A 16,515-nucleotide genomic window follows, 5' to 3' on the forward strand; every position below is an offset into this window, starting at 1 on the left:
TTAGGTTGTAAGATTGTAAATATAACAATTTTATAGAACGAAAAGCAGTCTATTTTATTGGTTATAAAAACAATTCGCTAAGAATTCAAAATAAATTCCAGATTAGCTTCGAGTTCGTCGCTGATAAAACTTTCTTCTAAAAGAGAATCCGATAACAGTTTTTTGTTCTCCTGCAGTTTGATTATTTTTTCTTCTACCGTATTTTTAGAAATAAACCGAATAACATTTACTTTGTTCAATTGTCCAATTCGGTGTGCTCTTCCCACACCTTGTTTCTCCGCAAAAGGATTCCACCACGGATCTAAGAACAATACATACGAAGCTTTGGTTATATTCAGACCAACACCACCTGCTTTTAGTGAGATAAAAAACAACAAAGGAGTTTCTTTTTCCTGAAAGAGGTTTACCTGTTGTTCTCTTTTTTGGGCAGGAGTTTCGCCTGTAATTTCACAGAACGCTATTTTGTTTTCCTTACACCAACTCGTATAAAAATTTAAATTGGTAACAAACGAACTGAAAATTATAGTCTTTTGTTTTCCTTTTACTAAGTTTTCGAGATAATTAGTAACTGCGATATATTTTCCTGAATCAATTTCCGATTCCTGATCGATCATTTTAGGATGATTGCTCAGCTGTCTTAATTTCATCAAAGTATTGATAATACTAATTTTATCAGGACCCGATCCGTCTGTTTTTAGTAAAAAGTTGCGTGCTTTCGATTTTTCTTTTTCATACAGTTTTTCCTGTTCGGGATCCATATTGCAATAATAAATCTGCTCGGATAATTCGGGTAAGTCTTTTAAAACCTGCTCTTTGGTTCTTCTTAAAATATACGGCTGAATTAGATTTTTTAATTCCGACAAACTATTTTCGTCCTGCTTTTTCTCAATCGGAATCTTAAAATTTTCTGCGAAAAAAGTATAGCTACCCAAAATATCCGGATTTATAAATTGCATTTGCGACCATAAATCGTCCAGCGAGTTTTCGATTGGCGTACCACTCAAAGCAATTTTATGCCCCGTATTTATTTTATTGATGGCTTTGAAAATCTTAGAATTTTTATTTTTTATGTATTGACTTTCGTCCAAAATCAAATAACGGAAATTGTATTTTTCTAAAATTGAAATATCACGATGAATGATGCTGTAACTGGTAAAAATCAAATCAGAAGTTTCTAATCTGCTCGCAACTAATTTTCTGTCGTTACCGGTATATTGCATTTTCGAAAAATGCGGTGTAAACTTTCCGGCCTCATTGTACCAGTTAAAAACCAAAGAGGAAGGCAAAACAATCAATGCTTTTAAAGGTTCTCTCTCGATAACCGTTTCATTTTGAAACAAATCAAAATTGGTGGTTTTAGTTGTAAAGCCTAACTGTTCCTGTACGGCAACGAGAACGGCAAGCGTTTGTAAAGTCTTACCAAGTCCCATGTCATCGGCCAGACAAGCCCCTAAATTCGAATTAAAATGACCTAATAGCCATTTTACACCCTCAATTTGATACGGTCTTAAAGTGGCTTTTAATAAATCAGAGGAAACATATTCAGCTTTATAGGCCGGGGTTTCGTCATTTTTTATTTCGGGAATTGCGTTTAAAGCAGCAAAATTACTTTTGCGTAAAAGAAGATTTCCATTTTCTGTTTTGGCTAATTTTGCCAGTGAACTGTATTTGCTGAGCCATTCTAAAGGAATCAGAAAATAGCTGTCGTCAGGCAATAAAAAGAGTCTTTCTTTGCTTTTTATATTGGGGATAATTTCGCTGAAATTGATTGAAAAAGCTCCAATTGTAATTGTTATTCTGATGTCAAACCAATCTTCTTTTGTCTCTTTCGAAAACAAAATATCATGCTGTTCCGTAAAGATTTCTTTGCTTTCCAGTCTCAAATTTTGAATTGTAAAACCCAAACTTTCCAACTCTTCTTTGTGATCAATAACAAATTGTATATTGCTGTAGGGATCAGGAACTTCTGCGTTGGAATTCAATCCAAATAATTCGTTTTTGATTTTTAGTAAACCAATTTCAAGTAATTTGTCTGTGTATATACTCTCATCAGCACTTCGTTTAAACTGAATTATTTTAGGTTCGTTGGCAATGCTGAAATCAACAAAAGAATGTGTTTTTTTAGTTTTGCCCGCGTCAAATGAATATCCGTTGTAATCAAAATAAAGGTTGAGGTAATAACAATTTTTAAAGAAATCATAAACAGGCTGAATTGTACAGGAAACAATGGTGTCGCGATGTTCGATTTCAAAACCGGTGGCTTCAATGTCTATTTTTTTGGCGATTTCAGGAATAAAGCTTTTAAAATAATCATCCACTAGTTTGGAAGGTATTTCAATTGCTTTTTTCTTTAAAAAAGGCTGTAGCTTCTTAGTGTTGAGGTCTTTTAATTGCCCTAATTTTTTATCAATAATTAACCAACCCGGTTCATCTAAAAGAATACTAACTTCATTGTTCATGGGTAGAAATGTAGTTTGATTTTCTTTTAAAGACAGGGTATAGGTGATTCCGTCCGCATGTTTGTCAAATTGAATTTGAGGTTCAAAAGAAAGCACATCGGTAGCCACTCTGGAACGATAAAAATCTTTTTCGGGCCCTATGTTATGACACAACGGAAAGGGTTCCTGTACAATCAAATTGTAGAAAAAACCTAAATTTAATTTTAAATGTTGCCGAATTGCAAAGTCAATTTTGGAATCTTTTTGCAAATCAGCAATTGTTTTAGCCGATTTGATTTTGGCGCTAAATTTCTTGAAGATAAATTCAGGCTTTAAAGAATCACAGATCGTCAGTATCCTTTTTGTATTGGGATTTAGATTTTCAAAGGCAATTCCAAACCCTTCAAGGACGCCGGTAGTGGCTTTTTTGTCTAAATATTTAATGTCATTGGTGTTCTCAACGATATACGCGGTTGGGATATAGGCATTCAGATTTTTTTCAAAACTGATGTCAAAACAAAACTGAAATGATTTTGAAAGTTCCAAGATTGGGAATTTGGTTTGGTTTGATTTGGGAAGCTACGTGAATTTAAAAAGTAGAAAACTATATACTAATTTGAAAATAAAAAGGTTGTTTTCAAATCAGTATATAGTTTTAAAATGAACTTATATCACTTATATGGTTAAAAAAAACTAGTTGTCCTGCTTGAAGCAAAGCGGAATAATTTCCCCTTTTGCCAAACAATATTTTTCCACCAATTCAGGAGCAATTTTATTTGTATAGTCTTCTTCGATTACGATAAAGCCGATACTTCTTAATTTATCGAAATAATCACGACCGTACACACGAACGTGATCGTATTGTCCGAATATTTTAGCACGTTCTTTTTGATCGGTAATAGAATCATCGGCAAAAGTAACTGCTCTCGATAAATCCTGAGGAATCTGAAGAATGGCCATTCCGCCCGGTTTTAAGACACGGTATAATTCCTGCATCGCTTTGGTATCGTCCGGAATATGTTCTAAAACGTGATTGCATAAAATCACATCATATTCGTTGTCTTTAAAAGGTAAATTACAAATATCTGCCTTTACATCTGCCAAAGGCGAAAGTAAATCAGTTGTAGTGTAATCAAGGTTTTTTTGCTTGCGGAATCGCTTATAAAAAGCCTGTTCCGGAGCAAAATGCAATACTTTCTTCGGTGCTGTAAAAAAATCAGTCTGATCGTTTAAATACAACCAAAGTAAGCGGTGTCTCTCTAATGAAAGCGTACTCGGCGAAAGCACATTGTTACGTTGTTTGCCATATCCGTAAGGCAAAAACGACCTGAAACTTCTCCCATCAATCGGATCAGTGTACTTACTTCCCTTTAAGGAAAGCGCTAAAATCGGACGTGCTACATAACTCAAACGAATTAATAAAGGTCTTGGAATAGTATTTAGGACTAGTTTAAAAAGTTTCTTCACGGTTAAATAAATTTGAACACGAATTTCACTGATTAACACGGATTAATGTTGTGGTGAAATTTCACGAACCTTTGATATGGGTTATAGTATTATTCTTTTGTATTTAAGGCTGTCTTCTCCAAAATTAATCAGTAAACCCAATTTATTTTTTGATGCAGCCAGATAATTTAATGTTTGTTTAATTTCGCTTGTTGATAATGTTGTAATTGCTTTTAGTTCTAAAATAATTTCATCGAAAACAACAAAATCTGCAAAATAATAACTTGGCAATACGATGTCTTTATAAGCAATGCTGTATCTCAGTTCTCTATTATATGGAATTTCATTTTTCTGAAATTCATATTCCAAAGCATCTCCATAAACTTTTTCACTGTGTCCTTTTCCCAGAATTTTATGGACTTCCATACAAATTCCAATAATTTTATAAGACTCTTCACTTAAATATAATTCACTCATAATCCATTTCATTCATTCATTCATTCATTCATTCATTCATTCATTCATTCAGTGAAATTTAGACCAACCAGTAATCTGTGTAAATCAGTGAAATTCGTGTTAAGACAATTCTTGTACATCATCATAGAAGCAAACCACTAGTATTTATTCAGTGAAATTCGTGTTATATCACTAAAGGCACCTGTCTAAACTCATCTTCTTCATTACTCTCAATGCCTAATGCTTTGTAGATATAAGCGAAAGTAGATAAGATTTCCGGTTTGCCGTCGATTAAAGCTACGTCGTGCTCGAAGTGGGCACTTGCTTTTCCGTCGGCAGTAAGGATTGTCCAGCCGTCTTTTAGTTGTTTGATGTTTCGTGTTCCCAGATTGATCATCGGTTCGATGGCAACGACCATTCCTTCTACAAAAAGTTTTCCACGACCACGTTTTCCGTAGTTTGGCATTTCCGGTTCTTCGTGCATTTTTTGCCCTAAACCATGACCTACCAATTCACGAACTACACCGTAACCATGAGCTTCTGTATATTTTTGAATCGCATTTCCAACATCTTCCACGCGATTTCCGGCTTTAAATTCTCTGATCCCTACATAAAGAGATTCTTTGGTGATTCTCAGAAGTTTTTTAACCTCGGGAGCCACTTCTCCAATTTCAAAACTGTAAGCGTGATCTCCGTGATATCCATTTTTAAAAGCACCACAATCTACAGAAATAACATCACCGTTTTTCAGTGGCGTATTATTAGGGATTCCGTGTACAACCTGTGCATTCGGACTCATACAAAGCGAGTTCGGGAAATCATATAAACCTAAGAAACTTGGTGTCGCACCGTGATCACGAATGAACTCTTCGGCTAACTTGTCAAGATATAAAGTGGTAACTCCTTCTTTAATTTCAGAAGCAATCATTCCTAATGTTTTAGATACGATTAAAGCACTTTCGCGCATTAATTCGATTTCTTCACGTGATTTTACAATAATCATAATTTCGGATTTTCAGTTCGCAAAAGTACAATTTTTAATATAATCTAATTTGGATTTGCCATAATTTTAAAAAGTTCGGAGTTAGAAACGTAAAAACGATTCGCCAAATTGATCTGAGCCAGTTGTGCGCTGATCAAATTGTTCTCGCGAGTGTTGATTAAAAACAAAGAACTTTCCCCAAATGAAAACAAACGTTCTTCCGACTGCAACATGGTCTGATTGTCTTTTGACAAGTCCTTAATTAATTTTAGCTGTTTAGAAAGAGACAGGATTTCTGTGTTCTGCGCCTGAATTTTATTCGAAAGCTGCATTTTTTCTACATCTAAAATATATTCCGTTTCCTGAATTTTGTATTTAGTCAGTTTTAATTTTCCGCGTTCTTTTCTCAAAAACAAAGGGAATGAAAAATCCAATCCAATTTTATAATCATCCGTTTGAAAATCATTAAAATATTTGGGTTGTGACAAATAAGAATACCCCACGTCTATTTTTGGAAGTAGTTCGTTGGCATTCAATTTTCGTTCTACATTCAAAATGTCAATTTTGCGTTGTAAAGCATTTATTTTCGGATGGTTTTCAATCGAAAAACCGTCTGTCGTTAAATTATTAGTTTGCAAAGTTTCCTGAATGGTGTTTTCGAGTTGTGCTTCCGGAATTAAACTGTCTGAAATTTCCATTGGAACGGCATTGTCCAGCCATAAGTAATTGGATAGTTCCAGTTTTGCTTTGGCCAGTTTAAGTCTGGAATCTTCTAAGCTCAAAAGTCTGTTTTTTACTGCAATTCCGGCCTCAACACTATCAATGGCGGGTTTGTCTCCTTGTTGAATCAAAGATTGAATTCCGCTGTTTCGTTTTTTGGCATTCGTGCTGTAGCTTTCGTATAGTTTTACTTCTTCGTAGTTTTTTTTCCAGTTGAAATATGCTAATGACGCATCATACAAAACCGTAATAGCTTCCAGTTTTACCTCAGATTTGCTTAATTCTATTTGCATTTTCGCTTTGCGTAAATCCGCCATTCTTTTATTGATCCACAAACCTTGCCCCAATGGAACGCTGATTCCTAAAGAAGTCAAACCTTGATTTGGAGTGGTGTTTTCGGGATTCAGATAATAGCCTTCGTTGTTGTCAAAACCCGCTTTGATTTCAACCCCATACCAGGTCGGAATTTTAAAACTACTGTTTAAAAGCGAGTAGTATTCTTTGTCTTTGAATTGCTTTTTAGAATAGTCAACGTCAATTTTCGGATCAAAACTACCGCGTGCCATCATCAGTTCTGCTTGGGCTTTATTAAGTTCAAGTTGTGCATTTTTAACCAATGGATGGTATTTTTTGACATATCCCAAAAACTCATTATAACTCAACTCTTTTGAGATGGTTTCCTGTCCATTTGTAATAATGGAAAAAAATAATAATAGATAGAAAAGTCGTTTCATTATTTCTTTTCTTTAGTTGGTTTTGCGTCTTTTTTATAATAATTTGGCGGGAATCCGTTTAAGGTTCTCCATATTTCAAACCACATAGGAACAGTGTCTAGTAGGGCCAATGTTTGTGCTCCTGAACCAATACTCAATTGTGCCGGCCATTTCGGTTCGTTCGGATCCGGTGCAATTAAAATTCTGTATTTTCCATTATCGCTGATAAAATTTTCGACCGCTACAATCTTACCACCAAAAGTACCATACGAAGCATTTGGCCATCCCGAGAAGACAATTGTTGGCCATCCGTCAAACCAGACTCTGACTTTTTCTCCCTTGCGAATTAAAGGCAAATCAACCGGGTTAACATAGGTTTCTACTGCAATATCATAAGCAGAAGGCATGATGGTTGCGATGGCAGTTCCTTCTTTTATCGTTTCACCAATTCCCGATTGCAAAGCCCTGTTAATGTAGCCGCTTTGTGCCGCTCTGATATAATACATATTGTTACGGATACTATAATTGGCATATTGATTCTCGAGTTTGTTTACCTGTGCAGATGCATCGTATTGACTGCTTTTGGCGGTAAATTGATCACTTTCAGATTTGGCTACTTTTTCAGAATATTCCGCAATGATACGATTGATCTCTACTTTTGAGTTGATGAAATCGTTTTTGCTGCTCAATAATTTGTTTTCCTGATTGATGATTTTGGCTTCGGCGTCTTGTAATTTTAAACGTTTTTCCTCGACATCGGTCATTGGTTTTAAACCTTCTTTGTTTAATTGCAAAGAACGGTTGTATTGCGTATTGGCAATTTTGAGTTGTGTGTTTACGGCAATCAAATCAATACTGTCACTTTTAATTTTTAAGCGTGCTTGTTTGATTTTATTTTGTGCCTGTTCCAGTTTTAATTTTTTCTCAGATTCAATGGCTCTCAATTGATTGCTTAGACTTGCTACTTTAGATTCGTAAGATTGCACAGCTTGTTTTTTGGCGTCCACCTGATTTTTGGTGTTGCTAACCAAATTCGGGTCCATATAATCTTCTTTGATCTCTGAAATGTATAAAATGGTATCTCCTTTTTTTACAAAATCACCTTCCTGTACATACCACTTTTCAATTCTTCCCGAAATCACACTTTGTATCGATTGCGGACGTTGATTTGGTTTTAATGTGGTTACGGCTCCCGTACCCGAAATGTTTTGAGTCCACGGTAAAAAAAGAAGCCCAAAGCCCAAAATAGAAATGCCTATTATAATTTTGTTCAAAATTTTATAGTGCTTTTTATTTGTTAGCGTCTGTATCGTTTTGAAACGCGCTAAAGACTGATCCGATTTAGTGTTGTCTGAAATATGTAGCATCTTTTTAATTTTTAGAATCTTGTACTATTTTACCGTCCTGCATCGTAATCACACGATTGCTTTTGGTTTTCCAATACGGGTTTTTGGACGAAACGATGATCGTCCAGGAATGTTCTTTCGCAGTAATGAAATCTATAATTTCGTTGGCTACATTTTCATCCATAGTGTCCGTTGGGTCTTCGTAGAAAAGTACTTTTGGTTTATGGATGATACTTCTGGCCAGTAATATTTTTTGAATATTTGAAGACGATAATTGCTTTCCTTCCGGAAAAATCAAGGTGTCTAAACTTTTCGGAAGCGATTTTATATAATTGGTAAGCTGTACGCCATTGATCGCCCATTTTAAATCTTCCTGTGTAATGGAAGGATCTTTAAACGTAATATTGTCTAAAATACTGCCTTCAAAAAGCGTTTCTCCGTAAATGATACTGCCAATCTGAGAGCGGTATTGTTTTAAATTTATTTTTTTGAAAGTATCATCATTAATGTAAAACGAACCGGTAGTAGGCTGCAACAATCCTGAAAGTATGCGAATCAAAGTCGTTTTCCCCGAACCATTTTTTCCGTCGACAAAAATATGCTCGCCCTGTTCAATTTTCAGGCTGATGGTGCGCAACGTATTTTGTTTAGTGTCCGGAAATTTAAAGGTTAGATTTTCAGTTTCAAGACTGATATTGGTATAACAGTTGTCGTAAGAACCGCTACTGTCTTCTTCAAGACCCATATCGGTTACCTGGCCGATTTTCTCAACAGAAGTCAAAACGTCGTAGAAAGTTTCCAGACCAATTATAATTTTTTCAACAGAAGTGATTACCAATAAAATGATAATTTCTGCTGCCACAAACTGTCCGATATTCATTTCTTGCGACAATACCAGATAACCACCAATGATTAATAAACTGGCTGTAATTAATATTTTGAAAATGATTAATTGTATGAACTGTCTTTTAATAATGTTGAAATGCTTTTCTCTGTAAGTCAGATAATCATTAACCAAGTTGTCATTTTTGTGTAGCGCATATTCATAGTTCAATTCATTTCTGAAACTAAAATTATTACGCGCAATTTCCTGCAACCAGCTGGCTACTTTGTATTTGAATTTTGATTCTTTCAAACTGGTCTCTAAACCCGTGCGGTACGAAAATTTAAAGATGAAAAACAATAAAAAGAACAGTAAGATACCAAATATGATAAAGAACGGATGGTACAGTGAAAGCAGAATGATCCCGAAAGCAATTTGTAATAAAGCAGCCGAGAAATCGATCAATAATTTTGAAGTTCCTTTTTGAATGGTTAAAGTATCAAAAAAGCGATTCGCCAATTCCGGCGGATAGTTGGCGTAAAGCGCTTCAAATTTTATTTTAGGCAAACGCGTTGCAAACTCAAAAGAAGAGCGAACAAATATTTTTTGCTGTAAATTTTCGGTGATTCTAAGCTGCATAAGAGACAGAATTCCAACCAGAGCAACTCCAACTACTACCAAAAGAATCAAAACAATCCACGAAGCACTAACGCGACCCGATTGTATAAAGTTAATAATGGCTTGAATACCTAACGGCAGCGACAAACTGATAAGTCCTGCGAAAATGGCATAGAAAAAAATTTGTACAATGTCTTTTTTGTCTAATGCGAGTAAGTTGTAAAATCTTTTTAAGGGTGTCATAAATAAATTGGTATTATGATTTATTTTTTATTTTGAAAGAATTCGGTCTACTAAATCCAGATAAAAGGAAGTTACTGTTATTGGTTCATTACAGTCTGTTATCGTCTTTAAATGTTCGTTTAAAAAATGCTGATGCAGACTTCCTTCAACGATGCTTGAAACTAAACTTTTGGCAAAAGGATAATTGGGATTTACTTCCTGCACGATGCTAATGATTCGATTAATAACTCTTTTGTAAACTAGAAAGAAACCTTCTTTGTTATCCTCATCAACCTCTTTGGTGTAAATGGTTTTGGTGAATTCTGAAATTATAATTTTGTTCAAAATAGCCTCGTCAATATGAGTAGTGACAGGATTATTTGTGATTTTTTCCGTTACAATGGTAATTGCTTTGTGCAGTCTTTCGGTTGGATTGGTGATGTTGTTGGTGGCAAAAACCAATTTGTATTCCATCCATCCCCAATACCAGGACGATAAATACACAACCAGTTTGTGTTTGTTTTCAAAGTAGCGATAAATCGAACTTTCATTTGAACCAATTTGTTCTCCCAATTTCTTGAAAGTAAAATGCTCGATACCGATCTGATCAATTAAAAGAATACTGTTTCCCACAATCTTCTTCCCTAAATCAGAGGTTTCCGGATCTTTTACATATAATTTTTCGTTAACCTGAATTTTTATATTTGAAAATATTGCATTCATAATTCGATATTATTTTACGCAAAGATAATAGTAATACTTTTAATTATGAAACTTTAACTTTTATTTAATCAATTAAATCGCTGTCATAGCCTTTGTTTGTTGACTTTCAATTTGATGCAAGAGTAAAAAACAACAGAATATTCCTCTGAATTAAGTTTGGATAAAAAAGCTTAAATTAGCGTATCAAACATTTTAGCTGTTATGGAGTCAGTTGTAAATCAAGAAAATAGAGTAAAAGAAAAGGCGCTGAAACGCATGAAGAGGAATGCTTTGGCACTTTTAGGAGTGGCAGTGTTTTTGTTTGTAGTGGCGGTTTATTTTAAGATTCCGATGTTGCAAGCTTTTAGTGAAGCGGCAATGGTTGGCGGAATTGCCGATTGGTTTGCGGTTGTGGCTTTGTTTCGGCACCCGCTAGGGATTCCGATTTGGCATACGGCGATTATTTCAACCAAAAAAAATGAGATCGGAGAGAATCTGGGCAATTTTGTTTCGGAAGAATTCCTGAATCGAGAGAAATTAGAAATCAAGTTAGCAGAATTCAATTTTGCGGAAAAAGCTTCCGACTGGTTGTCGCAAGAAGCCAATGCAGCTAAAATTGCCGATTTGGTAGCGGTAAATGTAATTCCGGGTATTTTAAAGGCGATAAAAGACGAAGACATAAAAAGATTTATTCAGGTTCAATTTGCAGCAAAACTAGCCGGAATCAATTTTGGAGATTGGGTTGCTCTGGCCTTAGAGCCTTTGCAGAAAGGGAATGTAAAAGACCAATTGCTGACGAATCTTTTAACGCTCATGAGCGCAGAATTGAGCAATAATAAAGATTTAATTCGGAAAAAAGTAAAAGCATCGACTCCTTTTCTGAGTTTCGGTTTGGCGGATAAAAGTATTTCGGAAGGGGTTTTTAATGGATTACAGGATTTTTTAAACGAAGCCAAACATCCCGGAAGTGCCATTAGGATTAAAATAGACGAATATGTTTATGATTTTCTGGATAAGGTTAAAAATTCAGAAGAGATGAGAGTCAAAATCAATACGATGATTCTTGATTTTGCAGGAAAAAAAGAAGTTCAGGATTATATTAATGGAATTTGGGACGAGATAAAACTATCGATCACAAATGACTTAGAGAAAGGAAATGAATCATCGATAAAAAACAATATCGCAAGTCTCGTTCAGAGTTTCGGAAATGGACTTAAAGAAGATGCAGTGATGATTGATAAGATCAATAATTTTATCAAGAATGATTTGCTGACGGTGCTTTTGAATAATAAAAAAGTAATCGGAGATTTAATATCCTCGACGGTAAAAAGCTGGGACGGTAAAGAGGTTTCAGAAAAACTGGAATTAGAAATCGGAAAAGATCTTCAGTACATCAGAATCAATGGGACATTGGTTGGTGGGTTGATCGGTTTAGTCATTTACGCTGTGGAGTGGGTGTATCAGTATAGTGTTATGTGATTTTTTTTTAAACCATATAAGTGATGTAAGTTCATTTTACTGGGGGTGTTGAAAAGGTTTCTTTTTTTTGTTTTTGCTGTAATGTTGTTGGGTAAAAAAAAAACATTTCTCGCAAAGTCGCAGAGTCGCTAAGTTTTTGTTTTGATTTTTTAACTTTGCGACTCTGCGACTTCGCGAGATTTTATGAACATTATAAAATGTAAAAAGGAGTAAAAAATCATTAGATTTTTACTCCTTTTTTTATGTTTAAAGACCACTCCTTTTTTAAGCTCCCCAGTAAAATGAACTTACATCACTTATATGGTAAACCAAACACAGAGCATATAAAAATAAACTTCATGTTTTAAAAAAAAGCATCTATTACAATAACGAATGACAAGTCATAGCTGCCGGTTGCTGAACTCCCATTAGCTCTAAGATTGTTGGTGCAATATCTCCTAAAACACCATCATTAATGTTTTTCAGTTCTTTGTCAACCAGGATAATAGGCACCGGGTTTGTGGTGTGGGCTGTATTTGGGCTTCCGTCAGGATTGATCATTGTTTCGCAATTTCCGTGGTCGGCAATTACAATGGTAGTATAATCATTTGCCAAAGCCGCTTCGATAACCCCTTTTACACAGGCATCAACGGCCTCACAAGCCAGAATTGCAGCACTCATGATTCCGGTATGTCCTACCATGTCACCATTGGCAAAATTAAGACATACAAAATCAACTTCGCCTTTGTTTAATTCCGGAACAAGAGCGTCTTTCAGTTCGTAAGCACTCATTTCCGGTTGAAGGTCGTAAGTAGCTACTTTTGGAGAGTTTCTTAAAATTCTGGATTCTCCTTCAAAAGGAGTTTCTCTTCCACCTGAAAAGAAAAAAGTAACGTGTGGGTACTTTTCCGTTTCGGCAATACGAATCTGTTTTTTACCGGCTTTTTCTAAAACTTCACCAAGAGTTTCAGTGATGTTGTCTTTATTGTAAACCACTTTTACGTTTTGATACGTTTCGTCGTAGTTGGTAAGCGTAACATAATAGAGGTTCAGCTTGTGCATGTTTTGCTCGTGAAAGTCTTGCTGCGAAAGCGCTTCTGTAAGTTCACGACCCCTGTCTGTTCTGAAATTAAAGAAAATCACCACATCATCATCAGCGATAGTTGCCAATGGTTTTTGTTGTTCGTCAACTAATACGATTGGTTCGATAAATTCATCGGTTATGTTGTTGGCGTAACTGTCAAGCACACTTGCAACCGCATTTTGAGAGTGTGTTCCCTGTGCATTTACAAGTAAATCATAAGCTAATTTGACACGTTCCCAACGTTTGTCACGGTCCATTGCGTAATAACGACCTATGATAGACGCAATTTTTACAGGAGTATCTTTAATATGATCTTCTAAATCATGAATGTATTTTGCTCCCGATTTAGGATCCACATCACGGCCGTCTGTAAAAGCATGGATGAAAACATTTTGCAAACCATATTCCTGAGAAGCATCAATCAATCCGCGTAAATGAGACGTGTGAGAGTGTACACCACCATCAGAAACTAATCCTAAAAAGTGTACTTTTTTGTTGTTTTCTTTGGCATAAGTAAAGGCATCAATAAGCACTTGTTCTTTGGCAAGTGTTTGATGTGCTACTGCCAGATTTATTTTGGCTAAATCCTGGTATACAATTCGTCCTGCACCAAGATTCATGTGACCGACTTCGCTATTTCCCATCTGACCTTCCGGTAGACCAACGTTTAAGCCATCGGTTCTAAGTTGGGCGCTTGGGTAGTTTTGGTAAAGACTGTTTATAAAAGGAACATTTGCATTGTCTATTGCAGAAACTTTAGGATCAGGAGATTTTCCCCATCCGTCTAAAATCATTAGTATAACTTTCTTGTTCATCATTTTTTGTTTTCTACAAAGATAAACCATTTCTAAAAGGAGCAAGGAAGCATTGTTACAATTACAGTTAATAAAATGAACCGTATTGAAAAATACTAATTTAATTATAGAAGCCTTTATTTTTTAAAATTAATTCAGACTAGACTCCGTTTTTAAGCCTGTTTTTGACGGCATTGTAGTCTATGAAATATTTGACACTTACAGAAAAAATGTGTTTTAGAGTCTCATTGTTCAACAGGTTGGTTACATTAGATCCGTAATCTTTATCAATAACACGCTCAAAATTAGAAGCATTGTTTCTATATAAAACAGAAAGCTGACTTCCAGGCGCAAACCACCAGGAGTACGATAAATCGGCATTCCAGGAATAAAAACTGGAATTTTTGTTTTTAGTGTATTCCGGATAAGGAGTTAAAGTTCCGTTAGATTCTAGTTGAAGTATTTCTTTGTTCTCTGCAAACGACCAATATTGACGAACGGCGAGATTGATGGTCATGGTGCTGTTTAGGGCATATTTTCCGCCTAGTGTATTAGAGTAAGTGATTACAGTTCTATTGGCAAAAACGATATCCTTTGGAGTGTCCTGATTGTTGTCCTGATCAAAACTGTCAATGTATCCTTTGTTGTTGTTTCTTCTAAGGAAGCTAAAAGTATAATTTAATAACAGTTTGTCACTAAAACGGTATCTCGGACCAATATCGAAACCGTAATTTATACGTCCTGGTTCATCCATAATGGCAATGGTAGGATTGAAATCCAGCGCAAATTTATAATTGTAATTGGTCGAAACACTTGCCCACGATTCAAATCTTCTTGGGAGAGCGACATATCTGTTGGTTGCTCTCGGTTCATAATAATCGTAGGATTCAAAAGGGTATAAAGAAATACCAAAACCGTAATAATTGTTTTTTATGGTAGTTACATTTGTATTTACGGCAATATTGCTCTCCTGAATTTTTCCGGAATCCTTGTTGAATTCAGTATAGGTGTTAAGGTTGACTTTAAAAGCATTAAAGAGTTTGGTAGGGTTCAGGATTCTGTAATTGGCATTTCCGAAAAAGTTGTAATAATTGGTGTAGAAATTAATTCCTAAATCATTAGGATCGTAATCTTTAGATACAAAATCGGAGCCTATGCTATAACGATAGTTTCCGCTGGTTTCTGCAAAGCCAATGTTGGCGTATATTCCGTTTTTATCTTCTGTATCATGGACGGTACTGTATTTGAAATTTCCCGATAAGTTATAAGTATTGGCTTTAGTGTTTAAATCCCAAACCAAAGCCGAAACATTGGAGTCTCTGAAATGACCATTTCGGGTCACATTTGTATTAATGAAGGTTACAGATGAGTTTTTACGAAAACGTTGGTCTAAAACCAGAACATTGTAGTTCATTAACGGCTCAGCAATTACACGTCTGGTTTCTCCTGTGAGGGTATCCTTTATAGTGGCAAATGTTTTTTCTGTCACAGCATTTAAAATTCCAATACCAAGACCTTTTTTGGTTCGTCCCGAAATTTTCAGGGCATTGATCAGATTTACATTCTGAGGATCCTCAATTATCTTTTCATTATCCTCCAGATCCGGTTCAATAGTAGGTTTGCCTCCAATTCTTCTCGAATAAAACAACTCTCCTTTATTAAAAAGATCTGTTCCTTCGGTAAAAAAGGCTCTGTTTTCATTAAATTGTTGTTCAAATGGCCCTAAATTCAAAATCTGATCATCGTATTTTGCCTGTCCGAAATCGGGGACCAAAATAGCGTCAAGTGTAAAAGCATCGTTTATACCGTACTTAATATCCATTCCGCCTTTCATTGTACCGTACGTTTGTTGATTTCCGGCAGCATTTAAGTAGTAGGAAGCATAAGGCATGAAGAACAATCGGGTAGGAGGTTTAATGTTTTCAATTCCTTCCAGATTACCATTTTGTTGTGTGAAAGTACCTATTTTAGTATTGATTAAAGTCCAGGTGTATTTTTTTCGCTCGCGTTTGATTTCTCTGAAAAAGTTAATTCCCCAAGTCTGTTTCTTTCCTTCTGAAAAACGTAAGGCAGCGTAGGGAATCTTCATTTCTACTACCCATCCTTTATCGGTCAGCACGGCTTTACTAATCCAGATCGCGTCCCAGGAATAATCTTCCCCATTTGCATCCGTCATTATGCAATCTGCCTGTACATCCGCAGCGGATACAAAAAATTCGAAGTTCTGCTGACCGTCATTAAAACCATTTATAAAAACACCAAAAAGATCGGCTGTTCCAAAATCATCTCTTTGAGAAATCTCTTTTAGTATTTTATTGGGTTCGTCGTCGTGCATAATGGCACCTATATAAAGAGCGTCGTTATTGTACAGCACTTTGATTTCGGTTTTTTTTGTGTCGGGAATTGGTTTTCCGTTATCCGGTTCAAACATGATAAAATCGGAAGCAACGGTTGCCGTTTCCCAGGCTAGTTCATCCAGTTTTCCGTCAATAGAAATACCTTGCGAAATTTGCTGTGCCTGCAAAGTTTTCTTTTGGCTGTAAGCCCAAAAAGAGGAGAGAAGAAGGGTAAAAAAAACTAAATTTTTCATGGAACCTATATAGAGAGTAAATGTGATAATTGATTTATGTAAAGACGGAATTTTTTTGTTATTGTGGCAGTTTTGAGTCAAATGGTGCGAAAAAAGCGTGCTTTTTAACTACCGAATCGAAAA

Annotated in this window: 11 protein-coding genes; 1 reads left to right on the forward strand and 10 read right to left on the reverse strand. The window is 35.5% G+C overall.

Annotated features, from left to right (window positions below):
• Positions 1 to 77: 77 nt before the first annotated feature.
• The 8 genes from AB674_RS16330 to AB674_RS16365 form a co-directional block, all read right to left on the reverse strand.
• On the reverse strand, positions 78 to 2,984 hold the full coding sequence (locus tag AB674_RS16330) for a DEAD/DEAH box helicase (RefSeq protein WP_047778343.1): 2,907 nt from the start codon (positions 2,982 to 2,984) through the stop codon (positions 78 to 80).
• 147 nt (positions 2,985 to 3,131) lie between these two features.
• Positions 3,132 to 3,905: a class I SAM-dependent methyltransferase gene (locus AB674_RS16335; RefSeq protein ID WP_047778417.1), complete on the reverse strand. Its 774-nt coding sequence runs from the start codon at positions 3,903 to 3,905 to the stop codon at positions 3,132 to 3,134.
• 81 nt (positions 3,906 to 3,986) lie between these two features.
• The gene (locus AB674_RS16340) at positions 3,987 to 4,361 is read right to left on the reverse strand and encodes a GxxExxY protein (protein WP_047778418.1); all 375 of its coding nucleotides are present in this window, start codon (positions 4,359 to 4,361) and stop codon (positions 3,987 to 3,989) included.
• Between the two features lie 163 nt (positions 4,362 to 4,524).
• The gene (gene map, locus AB674_RS16345) at positions 4,525 to 5,343 is read right to left on the reverse strand and encodes a type I methionyl aminopeptidase (protein WP_047778344.1); all 819 of its coding nucleotides are present in this window, start codon (positions 5,341 to 5,343) and stop codon (positions 4,525 to 4,527) included.
• A gap of 44 nt (positions 5,344 to 5,387) precedes the next feature.
• Positions 5,388 to 6,776 (reverse strand): TolC family protein, encoded by a 1,389-nt coding sequence (locus AB674_RS16350; RefSeq protein WP_047778345.1) that lies wholly within the window; start codon positions 6,774 to 6,776, stop codon positions 5,388 to 5,390.
• Positions 6,776 to 8,122 (reverse strand): HlyD family secretion protein, encoded by a 1,347-nt coding sequence (locus AB674_RS16355; protein WP_047778346.1) that lies wholly within the window; start codon positions 8,120 to 8,122, stop codon positions 6,776 to 6,778. Before AB674_RS16355 ends, AB674_RS16350 begins: the two co-directional genes overlap by 1 nt.
• Positions 8,123 to 8,126: 4 nt before the next feature.
• Positions 8,127 to 9,785 (reverse strand): peptidase domain-containing ABC transporter, encoded by a 1,659-nt coding sequence (locus AB674_RS16360; protein ID WP_047778347.1) that lies wholly within the window; start codon positions 9,783 to 9,785, stop codon positions 8,127 to 8,129.
• 27 nt (positions 9,786 to 9,812) lie between these two features.
• On the reverse strand, positions 9,813 to 10,487 hold the full coding sequence (locus AB674_RS16365; protein WP_047778348.1) for a TetR/AcrR family transcriptional regulator: 675 nt from the start codon (positions 10,485 to 10,487) through the stop codon (positions 9,813 to 9,815).
• A 201-nt stretch (positions 10,488 to 10,688) separates the two neighbouring features.
• Between AB674_RS16365 and AB674_RS16370 the strand changes: the two genes are divergently transcribed.
• A complete protein-coding gene (locus AB674_RS16370) occupies positions 10,689 to 11,945 on the forward strand; it encodes a DUF445 domain-containing protein (protein ID WP_047778349.1) in 1,257 nt (418 codons plus the stop codon).
• A gap of 360 nt (positions 11,946 to 12,305) precedes the next feature.
• Here AB674_RS16370 and gpmI read toward each other — a convergent pair whose 3' ends face one another.
• Entirely contained in the window at positions 12,306 to 13,823 is a 1,518-nt protein-coding gene (gpmI, locus tag AB674_RS16375; RefSeq protein WP_047778350.1) for a 2,3-bisphosphoglycerate-independent phosphoglycerate mutase, read from the reverse strand.
• Positions 13,824 to 13,962: 139 nt separating this feature from the next.
• On the reverse strand, positions 13,963 to 16,392 hold the full coding sequence (locus tag AB674_RS16380) for a DUF5916 domain-containing protein (protein ID WP_047778351.1): 2,430 nt from the start codon (positions 16,390 to 16,392) through the stop codon (positions 13,963 to 13,965).
• Positions 16,393 to 16,515: the final 123 nt, after the last annotated feature.

This window comes from Flavobacterium sp. ABG, from assembly GCF_001027725.1.
Lineage (GTDB): Bacteria > Bacteroidota > Bacteroidia > Flavobacteriales > Flavobacteriaceae > Flavobacterium > Flavobacterium cupriresistens.

Bases quoted from the DNA above. Each gene is read 5' to 3' on its own strand.
- AB674_RS16370 (WP_047778349.1), top strand. From the start codon at position 10,689: ATGGAGTCAGTTGTAAATCAAGAAAATAGAGTAAAAGAAAAGGCGCTG.
- AB674_RS16365 (WP_047778348.1), bottom strand. From the start codon at position 10,487: ATGAATGCAATATTTTCAAATATAAAAATTCAGGTTAACGAAAAATTA.
- map (WP_047778344.1), bottom strand. From the start codon at position 5,343: ATGATTATTGTAAAATCACGTGAAGAAATCGAATTAATGCGCGAAAGT.
- AB674_RS16340 (WP_047778418.1), bottom strand. From the start codon at position 4,361: ATGAGTGAATTATATTTAAGTGAAGAGTCTTATAAAATTATTGGAATT.
- gpmI (WP_047778350.1), bottom strand. From the start codon at position 13,823: ATGAACAAGAAAGTTATACTAATGATTTTAGACGGATGGGGAAAATCT.
- AB674_RS16355 (WP_047778346.1), bottom strand. From the start codon at position 8,122: ATGCTACATATTTCAGACAACACTAAATCGGATCAGTCTTTAGCGCGT.
- AB674_RS16360 (WP_047778347.1), bottom strand. From the start codon at position 9,785: ATGACACCCTTAAAAAGATTTTACAACTTACTCGCATTAGACAAAAAA.
- AB674_RS16350 (WP_047778345.1), bottom strand. From the start codon at position 6,776: ATGAAACGACTTTTCTATCTATTATTATTTTTTTCCATTATTACAAAT.
- AB674_RS16380 (WP_047778351.1), bottom strand. From the start codon at position 16,392: ATGAAAAATTTAGTTTTTTTTACCCTTCTTCTCTCCTCTTTTTGGGCT.